A 24,560-nucleotide genomic window follows, 5' to 3' on the forward strand; every position below is an offset into this window, starting at 1 on the left:
AATTGAGAAAGTTTTTAAACGTTTACTGTCAGTCTTTTATGAACTCTCAGCTCCTTTTCCCATCCCTCTTAAATCAGTATTTCAATACCCTCCAATTAAAACTGCTTGCGCTTTAATTACTGTTGTTTTCTTTATCTCCCGCTTAGCGTTCCGTTAAGCGGATGCAAAGGTAAGAAGTGTTGTTTTAATTTCCTAATTTTAATTTCAAATAATTTAAAGTTTTTAATCCTTTATTTTTTATCTGTCGTTATGAGTCTTAGGGTTATTCTTTCTTTTCAGTATTTCAATGTAAACCGACAAACTCTCTTGTCAATCGATTATTTTTATGCTTCTTTTCTCTCAAAGCGGATGCAAAGATAACTGATTAACTTTCCTTTTTCCTAATTAAAATTTAGAAAATTTTAGAAAGTTTTTTATCGACTTATTGTCAGTGACTTAGGATTTTTAGTCGACCTCTCTCTGTTATCAGCATTTCAATCTCTTTGGCCATTTGCCTCCCCTCATTTGGGATCACAAAGGTAAGAACTATTTCTCCTCCTGCAACTCTTTATTGACTATTATTATTACGCACCTTTCCACTGCTTCATCAACGAACTATTGTTCAATAACTTATCTATTGAAATTATTTCAAATATTTTTAGGCACCTTATAAATTGGCACTGTACTGCATGGCTCTCCATACATAAGAGAAGAAACATAAGGGGTTAAATGCTTAGTTATTTCCGTAAAAGCAAATTCAGGATGACTTAAGTCAGAGCAACCTTTAATTACCAGTTTTCCATTTCTATACTGCTCCTGATCAATACTTGTTATATTAATGCGTAGCACTTCCTTCTCTAACTCATCAGAAGTCCCGAAAACTACAAGACTAGCATAAGGCGATAACTTAGATGCCAAAAGCATATAAGCCCAATTAGGAATGATGGCATCATCTGAACAATAAATATTTACAAAAGCATCTTTGTATTGGCTCCAGTCATGTTCTTTGGTAACCTCCCTGAAATCCTTTTCCTTCAAAACAAGTCCTTGAAAAAGGTAATCTTTCAAATCAATGGAAAACCTCTCTGTTTTCTTATCCAGAACTTCTTCAAGATCAAGTGTTACCAAGGGACTCCCTTTAACTCTGTTGATGATTTCCTCAGACATAATTTAGATTTTCATACTTTATATTAAAGAAATGACTTCTTCTTTGAAACTGGTGAAAAGAATTCCTTCCCATAATCAGGTTCAAAGTATGCCAAATCTTCAAATTGATTTAATTGATACTTTCCGAATGCCAACTTCCCCATAAACATTGCAGAGGGGTTAACATCTTTTATAATTATTAAGTTTCTTTTCTCTTTATAAAGATCAGATGCTTTTGAAGCCCCATTTCCAAAGAGGTATATGGTAGAATATTTATCAAAATATTTATCAAAAGAATCTTCAGTAAGAATAAGATTATTAAGCGGCTCGATTTCTGTCAAATCATACTGATTAACTTTATAAAACACTTCCATTCTCCTCGCATCAATCATTGGTATTAATAAAGGAGAAGTATTCAAAATGAATTTCTGCATTTGAACACACATAGTATCTAATGAAGAGATTGCAATCAAAGGAATATCCAATGCATAACATAGTCCTTTAGCAGTACTGAGCCCTATTCTTAAGCCTGTATATGAGCCTGGCCCACTTGACACAGCTACTGCGTTCAAATCAGCCAATCGTAAATCGCAATGGCTAAGTAGTTGTTCTATTAATAATGACAAGGATGCTGAATGAGATTTTTCTAAAAACAAATCTGCAGAAGCCAAAGTTTTTGAATCCTGATGTATTGCTACTGAACAAATACTAGTTGCAGTTTCTATGCTTAATATAGTAATCATATCAATTCGAATAGCTTTTTGAGGATGACAATCAGCACAAAAGTAGAAAATAAATAGCTGATAGTTGAGACAGATATTCTTCTGCTTAATTTAACACCGAAAGTCGCACTGATGAGTGTCCCTATTATGATTGGAATTGAAACCTGAAAGACAATGTAGCCAGTATGCGGTATATCCAAGGGAAACATAGGTTGCTGGAACATGTTAAATAACACCATAGATAATGAGGTAATTGATATCACTCCCAAGGAAATAGTTTTCGCTTTTCTGATCTCCATTCTTAAGCCTTCACTTAAGAACGGGATAATAATGATACCCCCACCCAAGCCAGTGAGTGCCGCTACAGTTCCAGCTGAAACGCCAGTAAAACCAAAAAATCTTTTAATAAAGCGGATTCTCTCTACAAAGAACTTTTGCCTTTGGGCATTTCTTAAGGTAGAAAGGAGCATTATAACCAATAATATTATTACAACTATATTAAATACTTCCTTAGAATAAAAAGGTGTATTTACAATAAAGTTCAGGGTAAGTAGTGAAGCAATGATAGCTGATAAACTAATTATCAGAATTGCTTTAGGATAGAACTCTTTATTCCCAATATGATTAACTGTGCCAAAACTGGCTGCAAAGAAGGTTCCAAGTATAGAATTAGCAACAGTATATTGAGCAATCTCCTGAACAGGAATACCTATATGAATAAATGCAGCAGGCAGGATTAATATATAAACCAAACCTCCTCCTACACCAAGTAAACCTGAAAATAAACCTCCCGCTAATCCTGCAAGAAACAATAAAAAATAAAACTCCATTAATTAGCTTTAAGCAATTCCTTATATTTTATTTCATTATTTAGAATTTCCACGGCATGAACTACCTCAATGTCGCTTTCGAACGATGCTTCAATCATACCTTGTCTTTTATGAAAGCGAGAGATAATTTCTTCTTTCAATACTGATTTAATTTCTTCCTGGAAAACCTGGACATCTTCTGACTTGTGATTTTGAATTTCCTTTTCCAGGTTTGCTAATTCATCATCTATAAATTCATGAAATTTATCTTTCTTCGATTGCTCCTTTAATTTACTAAGCATTCTCTCTGTATCAGAGTAATAATGATAATTCTTATTTTCCAACCAAATCGTAAATTCTTTAAAAAGTTGCTCTGGAATTTCAAAAGTCTTTGGGTCAGGAATATTCTCCTGGTTTTTGTAATAATAAGTAGTAGCAAAATCAAAAATAAATCCATTTTTAATTAATTGAACAGTAATAGGTGCGTAACCTTCATCTTCCACTTTGCTATCAGGGGAAATACCACCTCCATCATACACAACTCTACCTGATTTTGTCTTAAACGGGCTCTTTAGCGAATCCGGTATCTGACCTATACTTCCATCCTCATTTCTATGACTATAATCAATTGCCTGAATAGACCTGCCGCTTGGTATATAATATTTAGCGGTTGTCAGTTTAAGCTGACTATTATAGCTAAGAGGTCGAGTTGCCTGAACCAAACCTTTTCCAAAACTTTTCTGTCCTACCAAAACCCCTCTGTCGTAATCCTGTATTACTCCTGAAACAATTTCTGAAGCCGAGGCACTACCATTATTAATCAATACTACCAAAGGAATGTTAACATCCAAAGGATTCTTTGTAGCAGTATAGCTTTTGTTCCATTCCTCAATTTTACCTTTTGTGGAAACTATTTCATATCCTTTTGGTACAAACACATTTGAAACTTCAATAGATTCATTAAGGAGGCCTCCACCATTGCCTCTTAAATCCAAAATAACTTTCTTTGCTCCTTTATCCTTTAATTCGATTAGTGCTCTTCGAACATCAGATCCAGCACCGCTCGAAAACTCCGTTAATCGAATGTAGGCTATATCTTCTTCAATTAGCCCATAGTAAGGAACACTTTCAACATTAATTCTTGCTCTATCAACTGTAAATTTCAAAGGTTTTTTTTCGCCATATCTTTTAACAGTTACATCCAGACTCGTGCCAATTTGCCCTTTTAAAAGAGTGTTAATTTCATCTGTATCCTTTTCTCTGATATCCACTTTATCGATGGCAATTATTTCATCACCAATCTTAATACCAGCTTTTTCAGCCGGAGAACCTTCAAAAGCCATTAGAACAATATTTCTGCCATCAAACTTACCCATGGCCGTTCCAATCCCACCATATTGCCCGGTAGACATAATACGATAATCTTCAATTCTATCTTCCGGAATAAAGTTGGTGTATGGGTCTAAAGATTCAAGCATAGCTTCAATGCCAATTTCCATTAAATCAGTAGGATTGATTTCATCTACATAATAAGTATTAAGCTCTTTATACAGCGTTGTGAAAATATCAAGGTTCTTGATAATCTCGAAATACCGATCGGAAAGTTTTATTTTAAATGAAAACAGGCTAATCAGAATGATTGAGAAAACTGCAATTAGTAATTTCTTATTTGAATTCATGTGTATAAGTTTATTAAAGGTCACCTGGAATAACCTGAACATAGTTCTCTTTCAGAATGAACGTTTTTTATCTAAATATTCATCCTCGGTTGGTCCCGAGTACTCGGGATGGTTATTTCATGCGGTCGGTTTATTTACTGTTTCCTTCAAACGCTGTAATGTCATTTTTAGTTTTTCAGAGATTACAGAATATGGAAGGTCTTTGTCCGTGGTGTAAATATAAGCAATCCAAAAACTTTTCTTAATAGACTTGGGAGAAATCAAATGTTTCTGTAGCCTATAGCTTTCTCGAATCTTCCTTTTGATAGGGTTTCTGTCTACAGCTTTTTTGAATTTTCTTTTAGGTACTGTAATAAGTACCTGATGAGCTTGATGTTGATTGGGTATTGCCAAAGAGTTTTCCAAGTAGATAACTTTGAATGGGAATAAATAAAAAGAGGAGCCTTTGTCAAAAAGCTCCTTAATTATTTTTTTACTACTTAGTCGTTCTTCTTTCTTGAAGGAAAATGATGAATTATCTTTTAATTCGGAAGATATCATCCTATTAATAGCATCAGGCTATTTATTTTCTGTGCTTGCTTTTCTCATCAGAAACAGTCAGTTTATGACGACCTTTAGCTCTTCTTCTTGCCAACACAGATCTGCCATTAGCAGATTCCATTCTTGCTCTAAAACCGTGCTTGTTTTTCCTCTTTCTTTGAGAAGGCTGAAATGTACGTTTCATATCTTATATATTTATAATTCTTTGTTACTCAGTATTTCTTAAGGCCTGCAAAGTTAATTACTTAATTTATTATTACAAAGATAGTGTCAAAAATGATTTGAAATTATTCACATTAATAGGGTAAACCGCTTAATTATGATCAAAAACCGGAATAAATCCGCATTAAAGCTTTAGAAAACAAGTATGATTTCACAAATTTATCAAAATAAATGAATTAAACTCCTTATGCCTTACTACCATCTAAGTCAAAAATATCCGCATTCAGAATTTTTGCAGGTCGAAGTTACTTTTACAGAAATAGCTCGCAACTCTTTATCCGTTTCAGCAAGGCTACCGACATGGCGGCCGGGGAGATATCAATTAGGAAATTTCGCTAAAAACATCAGGAATTTTATTGCAAGAGATGAAAAAGGGAATACTCTGGATACTTTAAAGCAATCTCCACATCATTGGAAAATTCTCCTCAATGAAAGCCGAACAGTCAAAATCAGTTATGAATATTTCACTTCTGAGATTGATGGAGGAAGCACGTATGTGGATGAAGAACAGTGGTATTTAAACTTTATCAATTGCATGATTTACCTTGAAAATCAATTGGAAGTTAAATGCGAGATAGAATTAGCTGTTCCTAATGAATGGGAGATTGCTGCAGGTTTAGCACAAAAAGGAAAAACACTTTTTGCCAATACCTTTTATCAACTAGTCGATAGTCCGGTTATTGCTTCCCAAGTACTTAAGAAGTTACAATACAATGTGAATGGCATAGATTTCAATTTGTGGTTTAAAGGTGACATTCAACTTACATACCAGGATAAAATTCTCAGCGACTTTGAAAAATTCACCCAAGAACAAATAAACACAATGGGAGATTTTGAAAGTGACTCCTATCATTTTCTTTTCCAAATTCCTGACCAAAAAGCCTATCATGGCGTAGAACATTTAAATAGTACCTGCATAGTACTTGGTCCTGCCAAGGAGTTTAATAATGAGGAGTTTTATGACAACTTTCTTGGAATCAGTTCACATGAGTTATTTCATTACTGGAATATCATCAGAATAAGGCCCGAGGAAATGTTTCCTTACAATTTTACCAGGGAAAATTATTTCTCTACCGGTTATGTAGCAGAGGGTGTAACCACCTATTATGGAGATTTATTTTTAGTAAGAAGTGGCGTTAAAACTATTGAATGGTATCAAGAAGAACTTAACAAGTTATTAAAACGACATTTTGATAATTTTGGCAGGCATAATTATTCCGTGGCCAACTCTTCCATGGATTTATGGATTGATGGCTATGAAGCAGGAACTCCGGACAGGAAAGTTTCCATCTATGTAAAAGGAGCTATCATAGCTTTGCTGCTTGATTTGCAAATCATGATTGAAAGCAAAGGAGAGAAATCACTGGATGATGTAATGCGCTATTTATGGAGCAACTATTATAAAAAGAATAAAGGCTATTCTCCTGCCGATTACCTCAAAGTAGCAGAATTAGTATTAGGTGATGACCTATCCTCCTATAAAATAGATTTTATTGAAGGAACAGTTCCTGTGGAAGGCAAACTAGCTGAATTATTACCTGAATTTGGATTTGAGTTGATTGAAAAATATCCGGAAAACTCATTAGCAAAACGTATTGGTTTGAAATATACAGAAAACCAAGAAGGGTTCGCCATCAACAGAATAGCACCGGGCAGTGTTGCAGAGAAGGTATTTCGTAGGGGCGACATCATTATTAGTATTGATAATAAGGATATCAAGAACCTTGAAATGCAGCATATCCTGGATCTGGATAAGTTCACAATCCATTTTATGAGGAATGGCAAGATGAAAAAAACAGAAATCCATCAGCAGGTAGATGAAAAATATTTTGCCTATTATGAATTAAAAAAGCTTACAACTCTAACTGAAAAGCAAATGATGCTAAGGAGAAAATGGCTCAAAGCATGAGCTAGAAAAGTTAAATGGCTATAAAAAGCGAAAGGCCCCTCCCCAGGGACCTTTCTATTTCAACCAAAACCTTACAAAGTCATTGACTTAGATAAGATGTTGTAAAGTTAGGATAAAAAATTTTACTTGCAAACACTCATCTATTTTTTTTCATAAAAAACTATCCTTTTTATTTGAAAAATGAAATTTGCATGTTAAACAAGACATTTTGCCCGACTAAAGCATCAATCAAAATTCATAGGCTTGCTTTGCAGATACATGATCAGCAATTGATCTCCTTATCTCTTTTAAATTAGCCGGTTCAATTTTTGTAAATCTCTTTAATCCCAAAAGCATCATACGCTGTTCATCGCCTTCAGCAAAGGCAAAGATAGCTTCTTTACCAGCTTTTTGGGCTATATCCACAGCTCTGTGCATATATAATTGAGTCATGTTAATTTGTTGCTTGCAGGCTTCTTTTCCTTTCATCCCTATCAACTTCTCAGTTCTTAGTAAAGCAGACTCCGCAGCATAAACCTCAATCAACATATCTGCAAGGTTCATTAAAATCTCTTGCTCAGAGGAAAGCTTCTGCATATATTTTTGAACAGCAGCACCTGAAATCATTAAACCTGCTTTTTTCAGATTAGCCAATACTTTCTTCTCTTTGGCAAACAGAGCTGTATCTTCCTGCGCACCAAAATCAGGAATACTTGTCAATTCCTTCTGCACATTCATGGCAGGGGTCATCAAATCAATTTTTCCTTTCATAGCCCTTTTCAGAAGCATATCAATCGTCAACATTCTGTTGATTTCATTGGTGCCTTCAAAAATTCTATTAATACGTGCATCCCTATAGGCTCTATCCATAGGAGCATCTGCAGAGAAGCCCATACCCCCGTATATCTGTACACCTTCATCTACAACATAATCCAATGTTTCAGAACCATGTACTTTCAAAATAGCACACTCAATAGCAAATTCCTCTACGGATTTCAACTTTGCCTCTGCCTCATCCATTCCACCTTCAATCATCTCCTTAAAAGCATCGTCAATATTTTGACCTGCACGGTATGCTGCTGATTCAGAAGCATAGGTTCTGGCTGCCATTTCAGCTAATTTATGCTTGATGGCACCAAAAGTAGCAATTGATGTACCGAATTGCTTTCTTTCATTGGCATATTGGGCGGCTTGTCCCAACACACCCTTACAGGCCCCAATAGTTGAAGCCGCCAATTTTATTCTACCTATATTAAGGATATTTACGGCTATTTTAAATCCATTTTCCCTTTCTGAAAGAAGATTCTCAACAGGAACTTTACAATCGTTGAAAAACACCTGACGAGTAGAAGAGCCTTTAATTCCCATTTTAGCTTCTTCTTCATTCATGGTTACTCCGCCAAAGTCCTTCTCGATAATAAAAGCAGAAAGATTTTTATCATCGTCAATTTTAGCAAAAACAATGAATATGTCAGCAAAACCACCGTTGGTAATCCACATTTTCTGCCCATTGACGATATAATGCTTTTTATCTTCTGTTAAAATGGCTTTCGTTTTTCCACTATTGGCATCCGAGCCAGAATCCGGCTCAGTAAGACAGTAAGAGGCTTTCCACTCACCTGTAGCTAGTTTGGGCAGATATTTCTTCTTTTGTTCTGCATTACCATAATAAAGAATAGGAAGTGTACCAATTCCTGTATGGGCAGAAAGCGCAACGGCAAATGAATGGCCTGCACCAATTACTTCGGCTACTAGCATAGAAGTATTGAAATCCATTCCAAAGCCACCATATTCTTCCGGAACTGAGGTTCCTAAAAGTCCCAATTCACCTGCTTTGTCCATTAATGACGGCATCAATTTAGGATTGCCTTTTACATCATCAATAGCATCTAATTGAGGATAGATTTCTTGTTCAAGAAAATCTATACAAGTTTGAGCAATCATTTTTTGCTCTTCTGACCACTCTTCCGGAGTGAAAACTGCCTGGGCCGGGGTTTCCTTAATTAGGAACTCCCCTCCCTTTGCTGAAAATGTTTTTTCTGTTGTTGACATCTTTTTAATTTTTACTAGTGAGTAGTGGGTAAGGCTACCCACAATGTTTTTATTAAAATATATAGAAATTAAACCTGCCTCAGTACTTGAAATATAATCCTGAGACTCTGGCTTACATCATTTCGTAAATTCCGGCAATACCCTGACCACCACCGATACAAGCAGTTACCATTCCGTATTTGCCCTGAGTTCTTTTCAATTCATTAAATAACTGAACTGAAAGCTTAGCTCCTGAACAACCTAGTGGATGACCAAGCGCAATGGCACCTCCGTTGACATTTACTTTGCTCATATCAAGTTCCAGTTCTCTGGCTACTGCTAATGACTGAGCCGCAAAAGCTTCGTTGAGTTCAATTAAATCCAGGTCATTTAATTTTAAGCCTGCTTGTTTCAAGGCTTTTGGAACGGCCATTACCGGGCCAATGCCCATGATGCGTGGTTCAACACCTGCCACTCCGAAGCCCACCATTCGGGCAATTGGCTTTACGTTTAATTCTTTTACCATTTTTTCTGACATCACCATCACAAATGAGGCTCCATCATTAGTAGGTGAAGCATTTCCGGCCGTAACCGATCCACCTTGCGCAAAAACTGGTCTTAATTTCGAAAGCACTTCCATGCTGGTATCTGCTCGTGGGCCTTCATCTTTATTAACTACATAGTCACGGGTTTTCTTTTTGCCATCTTCCACATAAGTTTCCGTTACATTAATGGGGACGATTTCCTCATCAAATTTACCGGCTTCCTGCGCTTTAATAGCTTTCATATGAGAATTAAAAGCAAACTCATCCTGATCTTCCCTTGAAACATTAAATTTATGGGAAACCTGCTCTGCAGTAAGTCCCATTGAAGTGTAATAATCAGGGGTTTCAGTCGCTATTTTATAATTTAGAGCTGTTTTATAGCCCATTATAGGTACCAGTGACATAGATTCCGTACCACCTGCAATGATGATATCGGCAAATCCAGCCTGAATTTTTGAAGCTGCGATATTAATTGCTTCCAAACCTGAGCCACAATACCTGTTGATTACCATTCCCGGCACTTCTTTTCCAAGAGCCAATAAGGAAATCATACGTCCCATTTGCATTCCCTGCTCAGCTTCCTGCACAGCATTTCCTACAATAAGGTCATCCACCATTTCATTTTCTACTCCTCCTACCTGAGCAACCAAGTGCTTTATAATATCTGAAGCTAAGTCATCCGGTCTGTAAAATCGTAAACCGCCTTTTTTGGCACGTGTTACTGCCGATCTATATCCTGCTACTATATATGCATCCATAACATTTAATTTAAATTTTCTATAAATTTTAAATCTCTTATTCTAATTATATTAATTGACAGTTGACAATTCAATTGCCTGCGGCATCGATTCAATTGACAAAATTGTCAAGTATCTTTATTTACTTCGGCTATTTTTCTTCTGTACTTTTCAGGATGACCTATCATATGATTAAGTAATTTTCCAATTTGAATACTTTCAGTCATCAAAAGTTCATGCTTTTCACACTCTATATATTTACAATACAAAGCAAAATCCAACCAAGTTTGGGTTTCCGTATTTTCCATATCGCTATCGGAAACCTTATTAGTAAAATAAGCTTCATATTGCCTTTTTCTATAAGCCTCTGCAATACAAGACGCAACAGATCTGGAACTTCTTCTAATTTGATCAGTCAAAGAATACCTTTCTCTTTTGGAAATTTTTTTGAAATATCAAAAAAATTTCCATCGCTAGTTGAAAAGTTTTTTGATAAACTGTCAACTTTAGATAACCCCTCTCTACTTGTCTTTTGTCAATTGCCACTTTTGTCAATTGTTTATTGTCAATTAATTCCTAAGTGGCTTACCACCTTGAATTACTGACTGAATTCTTTCAAGCGTTTTCTTAGTTCCTAATAATGACAAGAAAGCTTCTCTTTCCAGATCCAATAAATATTGTTCTGAAACTTCCTGCGGATAAGATAAATCTCCACCGCACATTACGTAGGCAATTTTCTCAGCAATCAATTTGTCATGTTCTGAAATATAATTACCCATCTTCATCCCACTGATACCGGCACTAAATAAAGCAATACCTGTTCTTCCTTGAACCCTGATATCTGTTCTTTCCTTCGGCATAGTATAACCAGCATCATATAATCTCAAAGCTGCTGCCTTGGCATCGGCAATTTGCCGGTTGCGGTTTATGCTTATTCCATCAGATGGCCTAAGAATGCCCATTTCCCTGGCTTCCTCAGCAGAAGTAGCCACTTTGGCTGTAGCAATATTCATAAATGCATTCTGAAGAACATTTAATTCTACATCGCCTTCTTGTAATCTGTCAGAGACACGAAGTGCATTTTCCTTTGTACCACCACCTCCAGGAATTACACCCACTCCAACTTCTACTAATCCAATATAAGTTTCGGCTGAAGCCTGAATGTGATCGGCATGCATAGAAAGTTCACACCCTCCACCTAAAGCCATATTATGCGGAGCTGCCACTACAGGAACCGCAGAATACCTGATACGCATCATTGTTTGCTGAAACTGACGAATCATAAAATCCAATTCATCATAATCCTGCTCTATGGCATACATAAATACCATTCCTAAATTTGCTCCTAATGAGAAGTTAGAACCTTCATTGGCTATTACAACTCCTTTATATTTTTCTTCTCCAAGAGCAATACCTTTGTTTATAGCTTCAATAACCCCTCCACCCAAGGTGTTGGATTTTGACCTGAATTCCACATTTATTACATCATCACCTAAATCAATGATTGATGCTTCAGCATTTTCCCAAATCACTTTACCGCTTTCCCTCAGGTTTTCAAGAATGATAAATTCTTCAGTACCCGGGATCGCTTTATATGATTTGCTGTCGATATCGTAATATTTTTTAACTCCTTTTTCTACTTTGTAAAAAGACTCTGCCCCTGAAGCAAGCATATCATAAACCCACTGATTGGGTTTATAGCCTAATTCCTCCATTTTTTCAACAGATTTCTTCACTCCTAAAGTGTCCCAGGTTTCAAAAGGACCTAGTTCCCAGCCAAAACCTGTACAAAGGGCCTGATCTATCCGGTATAATTCATCAGATATTTCAGGAATCCTGTTGGAAACATATTTAAAAAGACCATAGAATGAGTCTCGGTAGAACTCGCCCGCTTTATCCTTCCCATTTAACAATACCGGGAATCTTTCTTTCAGATTAGTAATGGGCTTAGTTTGCTCCAAAGTACCAAAACTCACCTTTTTCTTTTCCTCATATTCCATGGATTCAAGGTTAAGAGTAAGGATTTCAGTTTTACCATCCTTTTTGGTTTTCTTGTAGAAACCTTGTCCTGTCTTATCTCCTAACCAGTTATTCTCTTCCAGTTTACCTATTACTTTAGGTAATTTAAATGTATCTCTGCTTTCGTCATTCGGAAGATTCTCATATAATCCATTGGCTACTTTCACTAAAGTATCTAAACCTACTACATCAGAAGTTCTGAAAGTGGCAGATTTGGGACGACCAATTACAGGCCCGGTGAGTTTATCCACCTGGTCTATATTTAAATCCATTTTCTGCATGGTTTCCACCACTTTAAGAATGGCATAAATTCCTACACGGTTGGCAATGAAAGCCGGGGTATCTTTACATAAAACGGTGGTTTTACCTAAAAACAAGTCTCCATAATGCATCAGGAAATCTGTGATGTATTGATTTGTTTTAGGGGTAGGGATAATTTCCAGAAGTTTCAAATAGCGAGGCGGATTGAAGAAGTGTGTTCCCAGAAAATGTTTCTGAAAATCTTCGCTTCTTCCATCCAACATTAGGTTAATTGGAATACCAGAAGTATTGGAAGAAATGATGGTACCTTGTTTACGGTATTTCTCAACCTTTTCAAACATTTGCTTTTTAATATCCAGCCGCTCAACAATTGCTTCCAGCACCCAATCGCATTCTTTGATTTTTTCCAGATCATCATCAAAATTGCCCAAGGTTATCCTATCGGCAAAATCTGAATGATATAATGCTGCCGGTTTATTTTTAAGAGTGGATTGAAATGCTTCATTCACAATTCTATTCCTCACCTGTGGTGATTCCAGGCTAAGGCCTTTTTCCTTTTCCGGTTCCGTAAGCTCTCTCGGGACCATATCAAGTAAAAGTACCTGCACGCCAATATTGGCAAAATGACAGGCAATTCTGGAACCCATAATTCCTGAACCCAATACTGCTACTTTTCTGATGACTCGTTTCATTTGCATTTAAGTTTATGTTTAATGATCAAATGGAACCTCGCTTTATATAATCATCTATTTGTTTATGATTACATCATGCGCGGTTTCAAAAGTGTATTTTTTTTCTTTTGTGAATCTATATTATATATTGAAAAATTAATCCTTTACTGTTTTAAGTCTATAGCAGAATAAATTTCTTTATCATCGATCAACTGATTGATCTGCAAAATCACATCAAAAAACACCTCTAATTTTTCAGGACTGATTTTATTAAAAACCGCTTCATTAAAAGCCTTTACAGTTTTTCGTGAGATCTCTTTTTTTTCTACACCCAATTCTGTCAAATAAATTCGAACAGATCGTTTATCCTCAGCATCCGGCTTTTTGTATATAAACCCTTTTTCTTCCATGCTCTTTAACATGCGTGTTAAGCTTCTGCTCTCCAAACCCATTAAAGGGGCAATTTTTGTTGCCGGTGTTCCTTCTTTAGTATTTATATTTAACAGTACAAAACCAATAGAAGTTGTGATTCCATATTGCACTGCCTGCTGATTATACATGCGCGAAATGGCATGCCATGCGGCCTTTATATTATAATCGATAGATTCTTCTCTCTTCATTGAATTCAAATATACAAAAATATAGTATGCATGCATACTATATGTGAAAAAATTTTTTTATTCTTTTCGAAGTGGTTTAAACGAAGATTACCTATTGGAAAAGACATTACAAAGAATTATTGATAGGTATTAAAGCATATTACCATTTAATATATTATTGGCAATAAATAAAGTGAGAAGAGAAATGCTATGGTATATTATGGCCTTTTAGCGAATGAGAAGTATGTAAATTGTTCTGAATAAATCCACAGCACCTATCTTTTTAGGATATTTTCCGTGTAATACCCAATATGTGGTACTGATTAATCAGGTAATCTGAATTATCACATATCAGTACTACATATTGAATTTTGAACTATAAAATCTTAAAAGATGATTTATTCGATTTTTCAAACCTTGAACAATATATCCAATTTGTTAATTCTTCAAATTCCCCAGGGGGTTCCTCACCCTGATGATAGTGAGCCACTAACGATCCAATCACCATTTGATGTTATTTTTTATATAGTTATCCCTATATTAATTATTATAGGATACTTCTTTTGGCGAAGAAGAAGGAAAAACAGGAATGATAAAAAATAACCTTTTCTTAAGAAAAGGATAAATAAAAAAGGGAAACTCGGTCGAGTTTCCCTTTTTTATTTATTAGATTTTGTTCGTTTTGGAATTACCCTCCAAAATCATCGAACCTTATATTTTCAGATGGTACACCCATATCATCCAACATTTTCAAAACTGCTGAGTTCATTAGTGGAGGCCCACATAAGTAGAACTCAATTTCTTCAGGTTCTTTAATATCTTTCAAGTAATTGTCATAAAGAGCCTGATGGATAAATCCTGTGTAACCATCGCCATCATCATCTAAACTCTTTTTCACTTTCCAGTTATCTTCTTCCATTGGTTCAGACAAGGCAATATGGAATTTAAAATTTGGATTTTTTTCTTCTATATCTCTAAAGTGGTTAGTGTAAAAAAGTTCTCTTTTTGAACGACCACCATACCAGTAAGAAACTTTTCTATCAGTACCTTCAGTATGAAACAAGTGGAAAATATGTGAACGCAATGGAGCCATACCGGCACCACCACCTATATAAATCATCTCAGCATCAGATTTGTTGATATGGAATTCACCATAAGGTCCGGAGATAGTTACTTTATCTCCCGGTTTTCTGGAGAATACATAAGAAGAACAAATACCAGGATTTACATCCATCCATCCATTTTTGGCTCTATCAAATGGAGGCGTTGCAATACGAATATTCAACATAATGATGTCTCCTTCTGCAGGATGGTTGGCCATAGAATAAGCCCTGAAGATTTCCTCATCATTTTTCATGACTAAATCCCACAATCCAAATTTGTCCCAATCTTCCTGAAAGATATCCTCCTTATGTCCCAATTCAGGGTGAGGTGTGATATCCATGGTTTTAAATTGTACTTCAATTGGTGGTACATCAATTTGAATATATCCACCCGGTTCAAAATCCAATGTTTCTCCTTCCGGTAATTGAACAACAAATTCTTTAATAAAAGTAGATACGTTATAGTTGGACTTAACAGTACATTCCCATTTTTTGATACCAAAAATTTCTTCCGGTATTCTGATATGCATGTCTTCCTTTACTTTTACCTGGCATGAAAGACGAACATTTTCTTTTTTCTCTGCCCTGCTTAAATGGCCTTCTTCTGTTGGAAGCACATCCCCTCCCCCATCTTCAACTACGCATTTGCACATTGCACAAGTACCACCACCACCGCAAGCAGAAGGTAAATAAACACTCTGTGTAGCCAATGTAGATAATAAAGTGGAGCCAGCTGAAGTTACAATAGGGTTTTCTTCATCTCCATTAACATAAATATTAACAGGGCCTGATTGTACTAACTTGGATTGCGCAAACAATAAAATAAATACTAATAGAAGTATGATTACTGTAAAGGCAATTACTGAAGCAATAATTACTGGTGTCATGAACTCTTTATTTTGTTCCTTTTTTAACTCAATGAATTGAAGTGCAAATATATTAGATAATCCTCAAAACCATATGTGGTTTTGATATATTTTTTAAATCCATTTCAGATGGCTAACATTTTGTGCCCTTAAAAAGTTGTGGATTTCCCGGGATTATTTGAATAAAGCTTTTTTCCACATTCCTTTCATTGTATTGTACTTGAAAGTAGATGGTAAGGCTTTCCAAAAATATTTATTTAATTCCACAGCAAAAGAAGGCTGCATATAACAGTTAATAGCACACCCTTCACATTCCGGCAACCGACCTTCCAAAGCAATTAACTGTTGTACTTCCCGGGTTTCATACAGTGCCGCTAATTTTTGTTCGATAGGAAATTTCTTCTTACCCAAATGGTAACATGGTAATACCAATTCATTATGAGGTGAGATTACAACTGTGGAACTTGCTGCCTTGCATACCGGGTCTATCACTTTATTCCCTCCATCTTTTCTTAACTGAATAAACCCTTCATTTAAATAAACATTTTTTTTCCTGCCCATTTTACTGATTATTTCCAGGTTCTCTGCCGTAAGCCCTCCTCCTGTTTCTACTTCATTGTAATCAAAAACAGGATTAATGATCAATACTAAATTATTGGGCAAGCATATTTTGGTATATACGTCCTCCAATTCATTCATATTCTCATTCATGGCTGTAAATAAAATGTCAGGCCTTTCCCCTAGCTGATGTGCTATATCTATTGACTGCATAACGAAATCATAACAAGCCACACCCCGCGCTTTATCATGTATTTCTTTATTATATGCATCCAGGGAAAAATGGAGCATGTCTACTAATCCTTTCAATGCTTTTGCTTTTTTTGGGTAAAGTAATCCATTGGTGGTAATAGTTGTCAAAAAACCTAAATCCTTGGCTAGTTTTAGAAAAATGTCGATTTCACGATGCAAGAGGGGTTCCCCACCAGTGAAATCAATAATTTTTACACCCATTTTTTTTAAGGCCAAGAGATTGGCCTCCACATCCTGCACTTTAATGTAAGGGCTTGGCTTTTCCCATATATCGCAAAAGTGACACGTAGCATTGCATCTATAAGTGACATAATAATTGCACAAAATCGGCTTTTGGATGAGTCGCATGCTGTAAAACTATGAAGTTTACATGATAAGCACTAATATTATAATGTTATGACTGATCTAAGTAAAATTTTACTCTCTGCAGATACTTTCTCCAAACAAGAAGCTGAAAAAGTAGCTGAAAGAATATTAAGAGACGAAGGTCATCTTGATGAATTATTGTCGATTTTCATTAAAGAAAATATTCGCCTAACCCAAAGAGCAGCATTGGTACTATGCTACTTTGCGGAGCAAAAACCGGATTTACTTATTCCTTACCTTAAATACATGTTAGAGAACTTATATAAAAATCCTACAGATGCTGTAAAGCGAAACACCCTTCGTATTTTACAATTTGTCGCTTTACCTACAAAATATCATGAGATGGCAATAGACAAATGTTTCCAATATTTGGAAAACAAAAAAGAAGCTATTGCTATCCAGGTATTTGCCATGACAGTTTTATCCAATATAGTAAGTGATTATCCTGAATTGAAAAGAGAATTAAAGATGTTACTTGAAAACAGAATACTCCATGGATCAGCAGGTTTTCAATCAAGAGGAAAGAAAATTCTGAAAAAGTTAAACAGATGTTAACCTCTTTAGAGGGAGGGGTTAAAAAAAAGCAATCAAATATGATTGCTTTTAGTGTCTCAGACAAATCAGGAGTGAGTTATAAATACTCCGGATAGTTACATACCGATGAATCTAAGATAGTAGTTATGAAAAAATCAATCTATCATTTTCAATAAAGTGGTCAGTTTAGTTTTTAATTGTCTTCTGTCAACAATAAAATCAAGGAAACCATGATCAAGTACAAACTCAGAACTTTGGAAACCTTTTGGTAAATCCTTTCCTATGGTTTCACGAATTACCCGTGGTCCTGCAAAACCAATCAGGGCTCCAGGTTCAGCAATATTAAAGTCGCCTAACATGGCATAAGAGGCAGTAACACCGCCTGTTGTAGGATCAGTTAACAAAGATATGTATGGGACTTTGGCTTCTGACAATTGTGCCAGTTTAGCAGAAGTTTTGGCCATCTGCATTAATGAAAAGCCTGCTTCCATCATTCTGGCACCTCCTGATTTGGAAATCATTAAGAATGGCACTTTCTTTTTAATAGAGTATTCAATGGCCCGGGCAATTTTTTCACCTACAACTGACCCCATGGATCCGCCAATAAATGAGAAATCCATACAAGCTATACAAATAGGCAAGCCATTTATTTTACCGTGGGCTGACCGTACTGCATCTTTTAAATCGGCTTTTTCCTGAGTTTGTTTGATTCGGATGGGATAGGGTTTACTATCCACAAACTCCAATGGATCTCCGGATGTCATATCCTTATCCATTTCAGTGAATTTGTTGTCGTCAAAAAGAATTTCAAAATATTCTTTAGACCCAATCCTTACGTGATATTCATCATCCGGGCAAACATACGCATTTTGCTTGAGCTCACGCATGTGGATGATTTTACCGTTAGGGGTTTTGTACCATAAACCATCCGGGGCTTCTTTTTTATCTTCAGTACGAGTTGTTATTCCTTTATTTTGTCGCTTAAACCAAGCCATATAGTCATTTTTTAATCAAGAAATATGATCGATTTCTTTCAATTGAAGGACAAAGATAATCTAATTGGTATTGATTTGCCAAAGAACTCTTTCAAATCCGTCCATTCAATCTTATTTTAAATTCACTCATAGCATAAATTTTTATGACTGAAATTTCACATCTGAACTAAAATCACTTATTTTTGATTTATATTGGCAGATATTATAATTTGTAGATGAACATTCTATTTTTTAAGATTAAATACGGGATCTACACGACAAAAGATTTTTTACCTGAACAAATAATAGCCGAATTATGCTAAAAAAAAGCCTTTTTGCCCTCCTATCATTTTTCCTTGTCATATACCTTTCATCCTGTAGTCATACGGTAAGAACCACCCAATCACAGCAAACCTGGAACGAGTACAAATCGATCAATAAAAAAAGCGTTAAAAAAACTCAAGACTACAGAAGCAAGAAAAACAGAAAAAAAAGATATTAAAACACTGATGTTCTTACTCCTGGCATCAAACAAAGCCCTCCAGCAATCGTAGAATAGTATTTCGGAAGGTTGGTTAAAGTGAAATCCTGAGGGTTTTAAACTACAATTAGTCCTATGGTATTTTTCATTAAAAAAAGAAACTGATGGAGCTAATTGTGGTCGTAAAACAGTTATTTCAAGATTAAGATACACTCGTGATAGTATTTATCCACTGTAGTATTTGGTTAAGAAATTAAATTGAAGCAAATTACGGAATGAACGTTCATTCCGCTATCAAAAACAAGATCGACAAGAAATCATTAATACTTAACACCACCTTAGTCTGCATATCAGAATTCGGTTTTCATGGTACACCAATATCCATGATTGCTGAAAAAGCAGGAATTGGAGCAGGTACGATATATCGGTATTTTGAAAATAAGGAAGCATTAATCAACGAGCTCTTTCTGGAAATCAAAAGAGATGTAATGGCTCAGATGTTGAAAGACTACGATAGCTCACTCGATTTTAAAAGTCGTTTTAAACATTTATGGATGAATCTTATTTCTTACTTCATGAAACATCCTCAGGAATTTCAATTTATTGAACAACATCGTTATGCATCATATATGAGCATGCTCACCAGAGAAGAAAGTTTTATGATCATGTCTCCGGTAATGATGTTTTTTATTGAAGCTAAAAGGGAAAAAGCTATAAAGGACTTGCCCTTGTACACTATTATTTCCCTCGCCTACGGCCCCATTACTTCCTTAGCTAAGCTGCAAATAGATCATCAGCAAAATTTAAGCGCAGAAAGAATAGATCAGGCTGCCAATGCCTGTTGGGATGCCGTAAGATTAATTGAGCGGAGTTAGAAAGTTTAGAAGCATTAATTGATAATTATGAAAACACCTAATATAATATTTAATGGTACCGGATCTTATATTCCATCAAAAATAATCTCCAATGAAGATTTCCTGGACCATACATTCTATACAGAAGATGGGAAACTCTTTGATATTTCAAATGAGGAAATCATCAGGAAATTTGAAAAAATAACAGGGATACAGGAAAGAAGGTATGCAGAAAAGGAACAATTAAATTCTGACCTTGGGTATGAGGCTGCAAAGAAAGCTTTGGCCAACAGCAGTATAGACAAAGAAGAACTGGACTATATCATTTATGCACAAAACTTTGGAGATATAGTTTATGATACCAACCGGGTTGACAATGTCCCTAGCCTGGCTGCCAAAGTAAAACATAAACTACAGATCAAAAATCCGGATGTGGTATGTTATGATCTGATATTTGGTTGTCCAGGGTGGCTTCAAGGTGTCATTCAGGCTTATCAAATGATTTTAAGCGGGTTCTGCAGGAATGTAATGGTTATAGGTGGGGAAACTTTGAGCCGGACACTTGATCCTCATGACAGGGATTCAATGATATTTTCAGATGGCGCTGGTGCCACCATAGTATCCGCATCTTATGATGATGACAGAAAAGGTATTTTAGGGTTTGCCAACAGAACAGATGCTGATGAAGAATTGAATTTCCTGGCGATGGGGAAATCCAATAATCCTGCATTGGCCAATGGCAGCAAATACATTAAAATGAAAGGCCGTAAAATATACGAGTATTCACTGGATAAAGTGGCCAGTGGCATTCAGGTGGCACTAAAGAGATCCGGCATCCTATTGGAAGAAGTCAAAAAAGTGCTGATCCACCAGGCCAATCAGAAAATGGATGAGGCTATTTTGAGGAAGTTGGGAGAACTCTACAACTTGCCACTAAATGGTGAAAATCTGATGCCCATGACAATCCAGAAATTCGGTAATAATTCAGTGGCTACTATTCCTGTAATGCTTGACATGTTGCTAAACAAAAAAATGGAAGGCCATTCCATTAAAGAAGGTGATGATATTATCATGGCATCAGTGGGTGCAGGAATGCATATTAATGCTGTGGTTTACAGGGTTTAACAAGCCTGTACTTCATATGAAGCATTTATTTCTGAACATTTGAAAAGGAATTTAGTTTTTGAAAATCCGTATTTCTAAATGTAACGTAAATGCGGGAACGTGAAACCAGACATAATTTAATCTTTAGGGCAATGATTATAAAATGCGAGCTTCTAAATTAAAACAGATGAAATTCATTGGAAAAACAGTGATGGTGATTTTATCCCTGGTGATATCGATGGCTTGTGAGCCGGGTCTGGTTGATGATGACCCAATGACTCCTCAATCCGGTACACAAGAAAACACCACTATTTTACTGGAGGGAAATATTTCTACTCAATCAACTGAATGGGTTTACACCAAATCTTCACCAATAAGCATCCCTCAAAGTAAAATAGACTCTATTATTTTCCAGGCTCCATTAAGAAGCGTAAATGCCAGTCCAGGAGCCGAGGCAATTTTATTTGATGAATCAAATGGAAATAAAATCAATTCGTCACTGGTCATTTCTACAATCCGCTACACTATACAAAATAAAAGGTCAGCCAATTTAAAAGGTTATTTTTCTTCAGGAGATTATTTATTGAAAGTAGGATTACGATCACAGTCATCCGACAATCCTGTTGCCATGCCTTATGAAGCCAAATTAATTATTTATTACCAGCCCTAATTGCCTCTCAGGATTTCATACAAAGCAATTGACAAAGCACTCACTACATTAATAGAAGAATTGTTCCCGAACAACGATATGTGAACCGAATGAGGTATTTCTAATAAACTGGCCTCAGAAATGCCTTTCCGTTCCGACCCTATTACCAATGCTACTTTAGCATAATCGGCAAATGAGAATTCCTGAACAGGAATACTTTCTTTTGTAATTTCCAACGCCACTACTTCATATTGTTGTTTTATTAAATCCTCAAGGACTATCAACGTACTTTCGCTAAAGCTAAAATCTATTTTTTGGTAGGTGTTTCTTGAAGCTCGTTTCACTTTTGTCGTGAGGTCTATTCCATGCGGCCCGGTAAAATACACCTTCTTCACCGCAAAAGCCTCTGCCACTCTAAGCACCATGCCTACATTTTCAGGGGTGCGGAGATTCTCAGCAATGATAACCAGTGGTTTATTATGCTCACTATTCACAACATCCTGATGTTGTTTCTGCAACTCTTCCATTCTTTGAGATTACCTTATTTTCTCCATCTGTGAATTCTTCAAAAATAGTTTTCATCCGCCATCCGGTTCAAAAAACATGACGCAATATCTAGATTAAATAATCAAAATGCCATAATGTCAGTAAATAATAAGAGATTAAATATTGGCACATCCATTGTTATAAATCTCAAAAAGAAATTAGAAAAAGCAAAAATTAATATATCATGGGAAAAATTATTGGAATAGACTTAGGTACAACTAACTCCTGTGTTGCGGTTATGGAGGGGAATGAACCCGTTGTAATCCCAAACAGCGAAGGAAAAAGAACCACGCCATCCATTGTGGCATTTTTAGATGACGGAAAAGGTGAAAGAAAAGTAGGTGATCCTGCCAAAAGACAGGCTATCACCAATCCTCATAATACTGTATCATCTGTAAAAAGATTCATGGGTAAAAAATTCTCTGAAATTACTGACGAGAAGAAAATGGCCTCTTACGTAGTGGAGAAAGGAAACAACGACACAGTAAGGGTGAAAATAGGTGACAGAACTTATACTCCACAGGAACTTTCAGCAATGATCTTGCAGAAAATGAAAGCTACTGCTGAGGATTATTTAGGACATGAGGTAACAGAAGCAGTTATTACTGTGCCTGCCTATTTTAACGATGCAGAAAGACAAGCTACTAAAGAAGCCGGTCAGATTGCAGGATTGGAAGTGAAAAGAATTATCAACGAGCCTACCGCAGCTTCATTAGCTTACGGTATGGATAAGAGAGATAAAGACATGACCATCGCAGTTTATGACTTAGGTGGTGGTACTTTTGATATATCTGTATTGGAATTAGGTGAAGGTGTTTTTGAAGTAAAGTCTACCAATGGTGATGTGCACTTAGGTGGTGATGACTTTGACCAGGTAATTATCAACTGGTTAGCTGATGAGTTTAAAAATGATGAAGGACTGGATTTAAGAAAAGATCCAATGGCTCTTCAGAGATTAAAAGAAGCTGCTGAAAAAGCTAAAATTGAATTATCAAGTTCAAGCAGCACTGAAATCAACTTGCCATATATTATGCCTGTTGATGGCGTGCCTAAACACCTGGTAAGAACATTGAGTCGTTCTAAGTTTGAGCAATTAGCAGACAGCCTGATCAAAAGATCAATGGAGCCTGTGAAAAAAGCATTGCAAGATGCAGGCATATCTCCATCTGATATTGATGAGGTAATATTGGTAGGTGGATCTACAAGAATCCCGAGAATTCAGGAAGAAGTAGAGAAATTCTTCGGCAGAAAACCTTCTAAAGGTGTAAACCCTGATGAGGTAGTTGCCATTGGTGCAGCTATTCAAGGTGGTGTATTGACCGGAGAAGTAAAAGACGTATTATTATTGGATGTTACTCCGCTTTCTTTAGGTATTGAAACAATGGGTGGTGTAATGACTAAATTAATTGAGTCTAACACTACTATTCCTTCTAAGAAATCAGAAACATTTAGTACTGCATCTGAGAATCAGCCTTCAGTGGAGATTCATGTATTGCAGGGTGAGAGGTCAATGGCCAAGGATAACAGAACCATTGGTAAGTTTCACTTAGACGGAATACCACCAGCACCAAGAGGAGTACCTCAAATTGAAGTAACTTTCGATATTGATGCCAACGGTATTTTGAATGTTTCTGCCAAAGACAAAGGTACTGGCAAAGAGCAAAAAATCAGGATCGAGGCTTCTTCCGGATTATCTGAAGCAGAAATCGAAAAAATGAAGAAAGAAGCGGAAGCTAATGCTGAGACTGATAAAAAAGAAAGAGAGAAAATTGATAAAATCAATCAGGCTGACTCTTTAGTATTCCAGACTGAGAAGCAAATGAAAGAATTTGGAGACAAACTTTCAGAAGGCAATAAAACGGCCATCAATGACGCATTAGCTAAATTGAAAGAAGCGCATAGCAAGCAGGATGTTGAAGCAATTGATCCAGCAATGGAAGCTTTAAACAACGCATGGCAGGCTGCTTCCCAGGAAATCTATCAGGCGCAGCAAGCTGAAGGTGGCGCTCAGGGCGGCACTGAAGGTCAGCCGGAAGGTAAAACTGATGACAGCGTAGATGACGTTGAATACGAAGAAGTAAATGATGACAAAGAGTCTAAGTAATTTTAGATGAAAGGTGCTAGAGTCTAAATCTTAGACTTTAGACTTCAAATATAAATTTTAAGCCCCTCGGGAAATTTCCCGAGGGGCTTTTTTATGATCATTATGCGCCCATACAATTCCAAGAAGCATTAAATTTCCCTTCATACCCAGATTAGGCCGAACTTAACATAAAGAGCTATTTTAAGCTAATCAAAATTTCCCAAAACACTATTTATTTCACTCCTACGGAGCTTTTTTGTATGTCTGTATTTTCTATTAGGGTATTACCCCTATGGGGCAAATGAACGTGGCAACTATAAGTAAGTATAAACAATTTCACAG

General features: G+C 36.1%; 21 protein-coding genes. 6 read left to right on the top strand and 15 right to left on the bottom strand.

The window, feature by feature from the left end:
• Nucleotides 1-627 precede the first annotated feature (627 nt).
• The 6 genes from JKA74_RS16605 to rpmH form a co-directional block, all read right to left on the bottom strand.
• Nucleotides 628-1,146 (bottom strand): DUF2480 family protein, encoded by a 519-nt coding sequence (locus tag JKA74_RS16605; RefSeq protein WP_201432356.1) that lies wholly within the window; start codon nucleotides 1,144-1,146, stop codon nucleotides 628-630.
• 23 nt (nucleotides 1,147-1,169) lie between these two features.
• A complete protein-coding gene (tsaB, locus tag JKA74_RS16610) occupies nucleotides 1,170-1,868 on the bottom strand; it encodes a tRNA (adenosine(37)-N6)-threonylcarbamoyltransferase complex dimerization subunit type 1 TsaB (RefSeq protein WP_201432357.1) in 699 nt (232 codons plus the stop codon).
• Nucleotides 1,865-2,677: a sulfite exporter TauE/SafE family protein gene (locus JKA74_RS16615; protein ID WP_201432358.1), complete on the bottom strand. Its 813-nt coding sequence runs from the start codon at nucleotides 2,675-2,677 to the stop codon at nucleotides 1,865-1,867. Before JKA74_RS16615 ends, tsaB begins: the two co-directional genes overlap by 4 nt.
• Entirely contained in the window at nucleotides 2,677-4,335 is a 1,659-nt protein-coding gene (locus JKA74_RS16620; RefSeq protein ID WP_201432359.1) for a S41 family peptidase, read from the bottom strand. The genes JKA74_RS16615 and JKA74_RS16620 overlap by 1 nt, the downstream gene beginning before the upstream one ends.
• 117 nt (nucleotides 4,336-4,452) lie before the next feature.
• A complete protein-coding gene (gene rnpA, locus JKA74_RS16625; protein ID WP_201432360.1) occupies nucleotides 4,453-4,875 on the bottom strand; it encodes a ribonuclease P protein component in 423 nt (140 codons plus the stop codon).
• Between the two features lie 22 nt (nucleotides 4,876-4,897).
• Nucleotides 4,898-5,059: a 50S ribosomal protein L34 gene (gene rpmH, locus JKA74_RS16630; protein WP_201432361.1), complete on the bottom strand. Its 162-nt coding sequence runs from the start codon at nucleotides 5,057-5,059 to the stop codon at nucleotides 4,898-4,900.
• 225 nt (nucleotides 5,060-5,284) lie between these two features.
• On the opposite strand from rpmH, the gene JKA74_RS16635 reads away from it, so the two are divergent.
• Nucleotides 5,285-7,006 carry a M61 family metallopeptidase gene (locus JKA74_RS16635; protein WP_201432362.1) on the top strand — a complete coding sequence of 574 codons (1,722 nt, stop codon included), beginning with the start codon at nucleotides 5,285-5,287 and terminating at the stop codon, nucleotides 7,004-7,006.
• 228 nt (nucleotides 7,007-7,234) lie between these two features.
• On the opposite strand, the gene JKA74_RS16640 is transcribed toward JKA74_RS16635, so the two are convergent.
• The 7 genes from JKA74_RS16640 to JKA74_RS16670 form a co-directional block, all read right to left on the bottom strand.
• Entirely contained in the window at nucleotides 7,235-9,037 is a 1,803-nt protein-coding gene (locus JKA74_RS16640; RefSeq protein ID WP_201432363.1) for an acyl-CoA dehydrogenase family protein, read from the bottom strand.
• A 112-nt stretch (nucleotides 9,038-9,149) separates the two neighbouring features.
• Nucleotides 9,150-10,319 carry a thiolase family protein gene (locus JKA74_RS16645; RefSeq protein WP_201432364.1) on the bottom strand — a complete coding sequence of 390 codons (1,170 nt, stop codon included), beginning with the start codon at nucleotides 10,317-10,319 and terminating at the stop codon, nucleotides 9,150-9,152.
• Between the two features lie 107 nt (nucleotides 10,320-10,426).
• Complete coding sequence (locus JKA74_RS16650) at nucleotides 10,427-10,717, bottom strand: four helix bundle protein (RefSeq protein ID WP_236587869.1); 291 nt, start codon at nucleotides 10,715-10,717, stop codon at nucleotides 10,427-10,429.
• A gap of 150 nt (nucleotides 10,718-10,867) precedes the next feature.
• The gene (locus JKA74_RS16655) at nucleotides 10,868-13,270 is read right to left on the bottom strand and encodes a 3-hydroxyacyl-CoA dehydrogenase/enoyl-CoA hydratase family protein (protein ID WP_201432365.1); all 2,403 of its coding nucleotides are present in this window, start codon (nucleotides 13,268-13,270) and stop codon (nucleotides 10,868-10,870) included.
• 143 nt (nucleotides 13,271-13,413) lie between these two features.
• On the bottom strand, nucleotides 13,414-13,869 hold the full coding sequence (locus JKA74_RS16660) for a MarR family winged helix-turn-helix transcriptional regulator (RefSeq protein WP_201432366.1): 456 nt from the start codon (nucleotides 13,867-13,869) through the stop codon (nucleotides 13,414-13,416).
• A 667-nt stretch (nucleotides 13,870-14,536) separates the two neighbouring features.
• Nucleotides 14,537-15,838 (bottom strand): NADH:ubiquinone reductase (Na(+)-transporting) subunit F, encoded by a 1,302-nt coding sequence (gene nqrF / locus JKA74_RS16665; RefSeq protein ID WP_201432367.1) that lies wholly within the window; start codon nucleotides 15,836-15,838, stop codon nucleotides 14,537-14,539.
• 153 nt (nucleotides 15,839-15,991) lie between these two features.
• A complete protein-coding gene (locus JKA74_RS16670; RefSeq protein ID WP_201432368.1) occupies nucleotides 15,992-16,975 on the bottom strand; it encodes a radical SAM protein in 984 nt (327 codons plus the stop codon).
• A 48-nt stretch (nucleotides 16,976-17,023) separates the two neighbouring features.
• Between JKA74_RS16670 and JKA74_RS16675 the strand changes: the two genes are divergently transcribed.
• Nucleotides 17,024-17,548 (top strand): hypothetical protein, encoded by a 525-nt coding sequence (locus JKA74_RS16675; protein ID WP_201432369.1) that lies wholly within the window; start codon nucleotides 17,024-17,026, stop codon nucleotides 17,546-17,548.
• A gap of 134 nt (nucleotides 17,549-17,682) precedes the next feature.
• Here the strand turns inward: JKA74_RS16675 and accD are convergent, their stop codons facing one another.
• Nucleotides 17,683-18,522, bottom strand: coding sequence for an acetyl-CoA carboxylase, carboxyltransferase subunit beta (gene accD / locus JKA74_RS16680; RefSeq protein ID WP_201432370.1), 840 nt, complete (start codon nucleotides 18,520-18,522; stop codon nucleotides 17,683-17,685).
• Nucleotides 18,523-19,257: 735 nt separating this feature from the next.
• Between accD and JKA74_RS16685 the strand changes: the two genes are divergently transcribed.
• The 3 genes from JKA74_RS16685 (at nucleotide 19,258) to JKA74_RS16695 (ending at nucleotide 21,610) form a co-directional block, all read left to right on the top strand.
• Entirely contained in the window at nucleotides 19,258-19,857 is a 600-nt protein-coding gene (locus tag JKA74_RS16685) for a TetR/AcrR family transcriptional regulator (protein WP_201432371.1), read from the top strand.
• Nucleotides 19,858-19,884: 27 nt separating this feature from the next.
• The gene (locus tag JKA74_RS16690) at nucleotides 19,885-20,961 is read left to right on the top strand and encodes a 3-oxoacyl-ACP synthase III family protein (protein WP_201432372.1); all 1,077 of its coding nucleotides are present in this window, start codon (nucleotides 19,885-19,887) and stop codon (nucleotides 20,959-20,961) included.
• A 166-nt stretch (nucleotides 20,962-21,127) separates the two neighbouring features.
• Nucleotides 21,128-21,610 carry a hypothetical protein gene (locus tag JKA74_RS16695; protein WP_201432373.1) on the top strand — a complete coding sequence of 161 codons (483 nt, stop codon included), beginning with the start codon at nucleotides 21,128-21,130 and terminating at the stop codon, nucleotides 21,608-21,610.
• On the opposite strand, the gene JKA74_RS16700 is transcribed toward JKA74_RS16695, so the two are convergent.
• Complete coding sequence (locus JKA74_RS16700) at nucleotides 21,607-22,116, bottom strand: TrmH family RNA methyltransferase (RefSeq protein ID WP_201432374.1); 510 nt, start codon at nucleotides 22,114-22,116, stop codon at nucleotides 21,607-21,609. The two genes, JKA74_RS16695 and JKA74_RS16700, sit on opposite strands and share 4 nt — an antisense overlap.
• 203 nt (nucleotides 22,117-22,319) lie before the next feature.
• On the opposite strand from JKA74_RS16700, the gene dnaK reads away from it, so the two are divergent.
• Nucleotides 22,320-24,239, top strand: a complete 1,920-nt coding sequence (gene dnaK, locus JKA74_RS16705; RefSeq protein ID WP_201432375.1) for a molecular chaperone DnaK — start codon at nucleotides 22,320-22,322, stop codon at nucleotides 24,237-24,239.
• The last annotated feature ends 321 nt before the right edge of the window (nucleotides 24,240-24,560 follow it).

The organism is Marivirga aurantiaca, from assembly GCF_016679925.1.
Taxonomy (GTDB): domain Bacteria; phylum Bacteroidota; class Bacteroidia; order Cytophagales; family Cyclobacteriaceae; genus Marivirga; species Marivirga aurantiaca.

Excerpts from the sequence above, each read along its gene's own strand:
- JKA74_RS16605 (WP_201432356.1), bottom strand. The coding sequence starts at position 1,146 with ATGTCTGAGGAAATCATCAACAGAGTTAAAGGGAGTCCCTTGGTAACA.
- tsaB (WP_201432357.1), bottom strand. The coding sequence starts at position 1,868 with ATGATTACTATATTAAGCATAGAAACTGCAACTAGTATTTGTTCAGTA.
- JKA74_RS16615 (WP_201432358.1), bottom strand. The coding sequence starts at position 2,677 with ATGGAGTTTTATTTTTTATTGTTTCTTGCAGGATTAGCGGGAGGTTTA.
- JKA74_RS16620 (WP_201432359.1), bottom strand. The coding sequence starts at position 4,335 with ATGAATTCAAATAAGAAATTACTAATTGCAGTTTTCTCAATCATTCTG.
- rnpA (WP_201432360.1), bottom strand. The coding sequence starts at position 4,875 with ATGATATCTTCCGAATTAAAAGATAATTCATCATTTTCCTTCAAGAAA.
- rpmH (WP_201432361.1), bottom strand. The coding sequence starts at position 5,059 with ATGAAACGTACATTTCAGCCTTCTCAAAGAAAGAGGAAAAACAAGCAC.
- JKA74_RS16635 (WP_201432362.1), top strand. The coding sequence starts at position 5,285 with ATGCCTTACTACCATCTAAGTCAAAAATATCCGCATTCAGAATTTTTG.
- JKA74_RS16640 (WP_201432363.1), bottom strand. The coding sequence starts at position 9,037 with ATGTCAACAACAGAAAAAACATTTTCAGCAAAGGGAGGGGAGTTCCTA.
- JKA74_RS16645 (WP_201432364.1), bottom strand. The coding sequence starts at position 10,319 with ATGGATGCATATATAGTAGCAGGATATAGATCGGCAGTAACACGTGCC.
- JKA74_RS16655 (WP_201432365.1), bottom strand. The coding sequence starts at position 13,270 with ATGAAACGAGTCATCAGAAAAGTAGCAGTATTGGGTTCAGGAATTATG.
- JKA74_RS16660 (WP_201432366.1), bottom strand. The coding sequence starts at position 13,869 with ATGAAGAGAGAAGAATCTATCGATTATAATATAAAGGCCGCATGGCAT.
- nqrF (WP_201432367.1), bottom strand. The coding sequence starts at position 15,838 with ATGACACCAGTAATTATTGCTTCAGTAATTGCCTTTACAGTAATCATA.
- JKA74_RS16670 (WP_201432368.1), bottom strand. The coding sequence starts at position 16,975 with ATGCGACTCATCCAAAAGCCGATTTTGTGCAATTATTATGTCACTTAT.
- JKA74_RS16675 (WP_201432369.1), top strand. The coding sequence starts at position 17,024 with ATGACTGATCTAAGTAAAATTTTACTCTCTGCAGATACTTTCTCCAAA.
- accD (WP_201432370.1), bottom strand. The coding sequence starts at position 18,522 with ATGGCTTGGTTTAAGCGACAAAATAAAGGAATAACAACTCGTACTGAA.
- JKA74_RS16685 (WP_201432371.1), top strand. The coding sequence starts at position 19,258 with ATGAACGTTCATTCCGCTATCAAAAACAAGATCGACAAGAAATCATTA.
- JKA74_RS16690 (WP_201432372.1), top strand. The coding sequence starts at position 19,885 with ATGAAAACACCTAATATAATATTTAATGGTACCGGATCTTATATTCCA.
- JKA74_RS16695 (WP_201432373.1), top strand. The coding sequence starts at position 21,128 with ATGAAATTCATTGGAAAAACAGTGATGGTGATTTTATCCCTGGTGATA.
- JKA74_RS16700 (WP_201432374.1), bottom strand. The coding sequence starts at position 22,116 with ATGGAAGAGTTGCAGAAACAACATCAGGATGTTGTGAATAGTGAGCAT.
- dnaK (WP_201432375.1), top strand. The coding sequence starts at position 22,320 with ATGGGAAAAATTATTGGAATAGACTTAGGTACAACTAACTCCTGTGTT.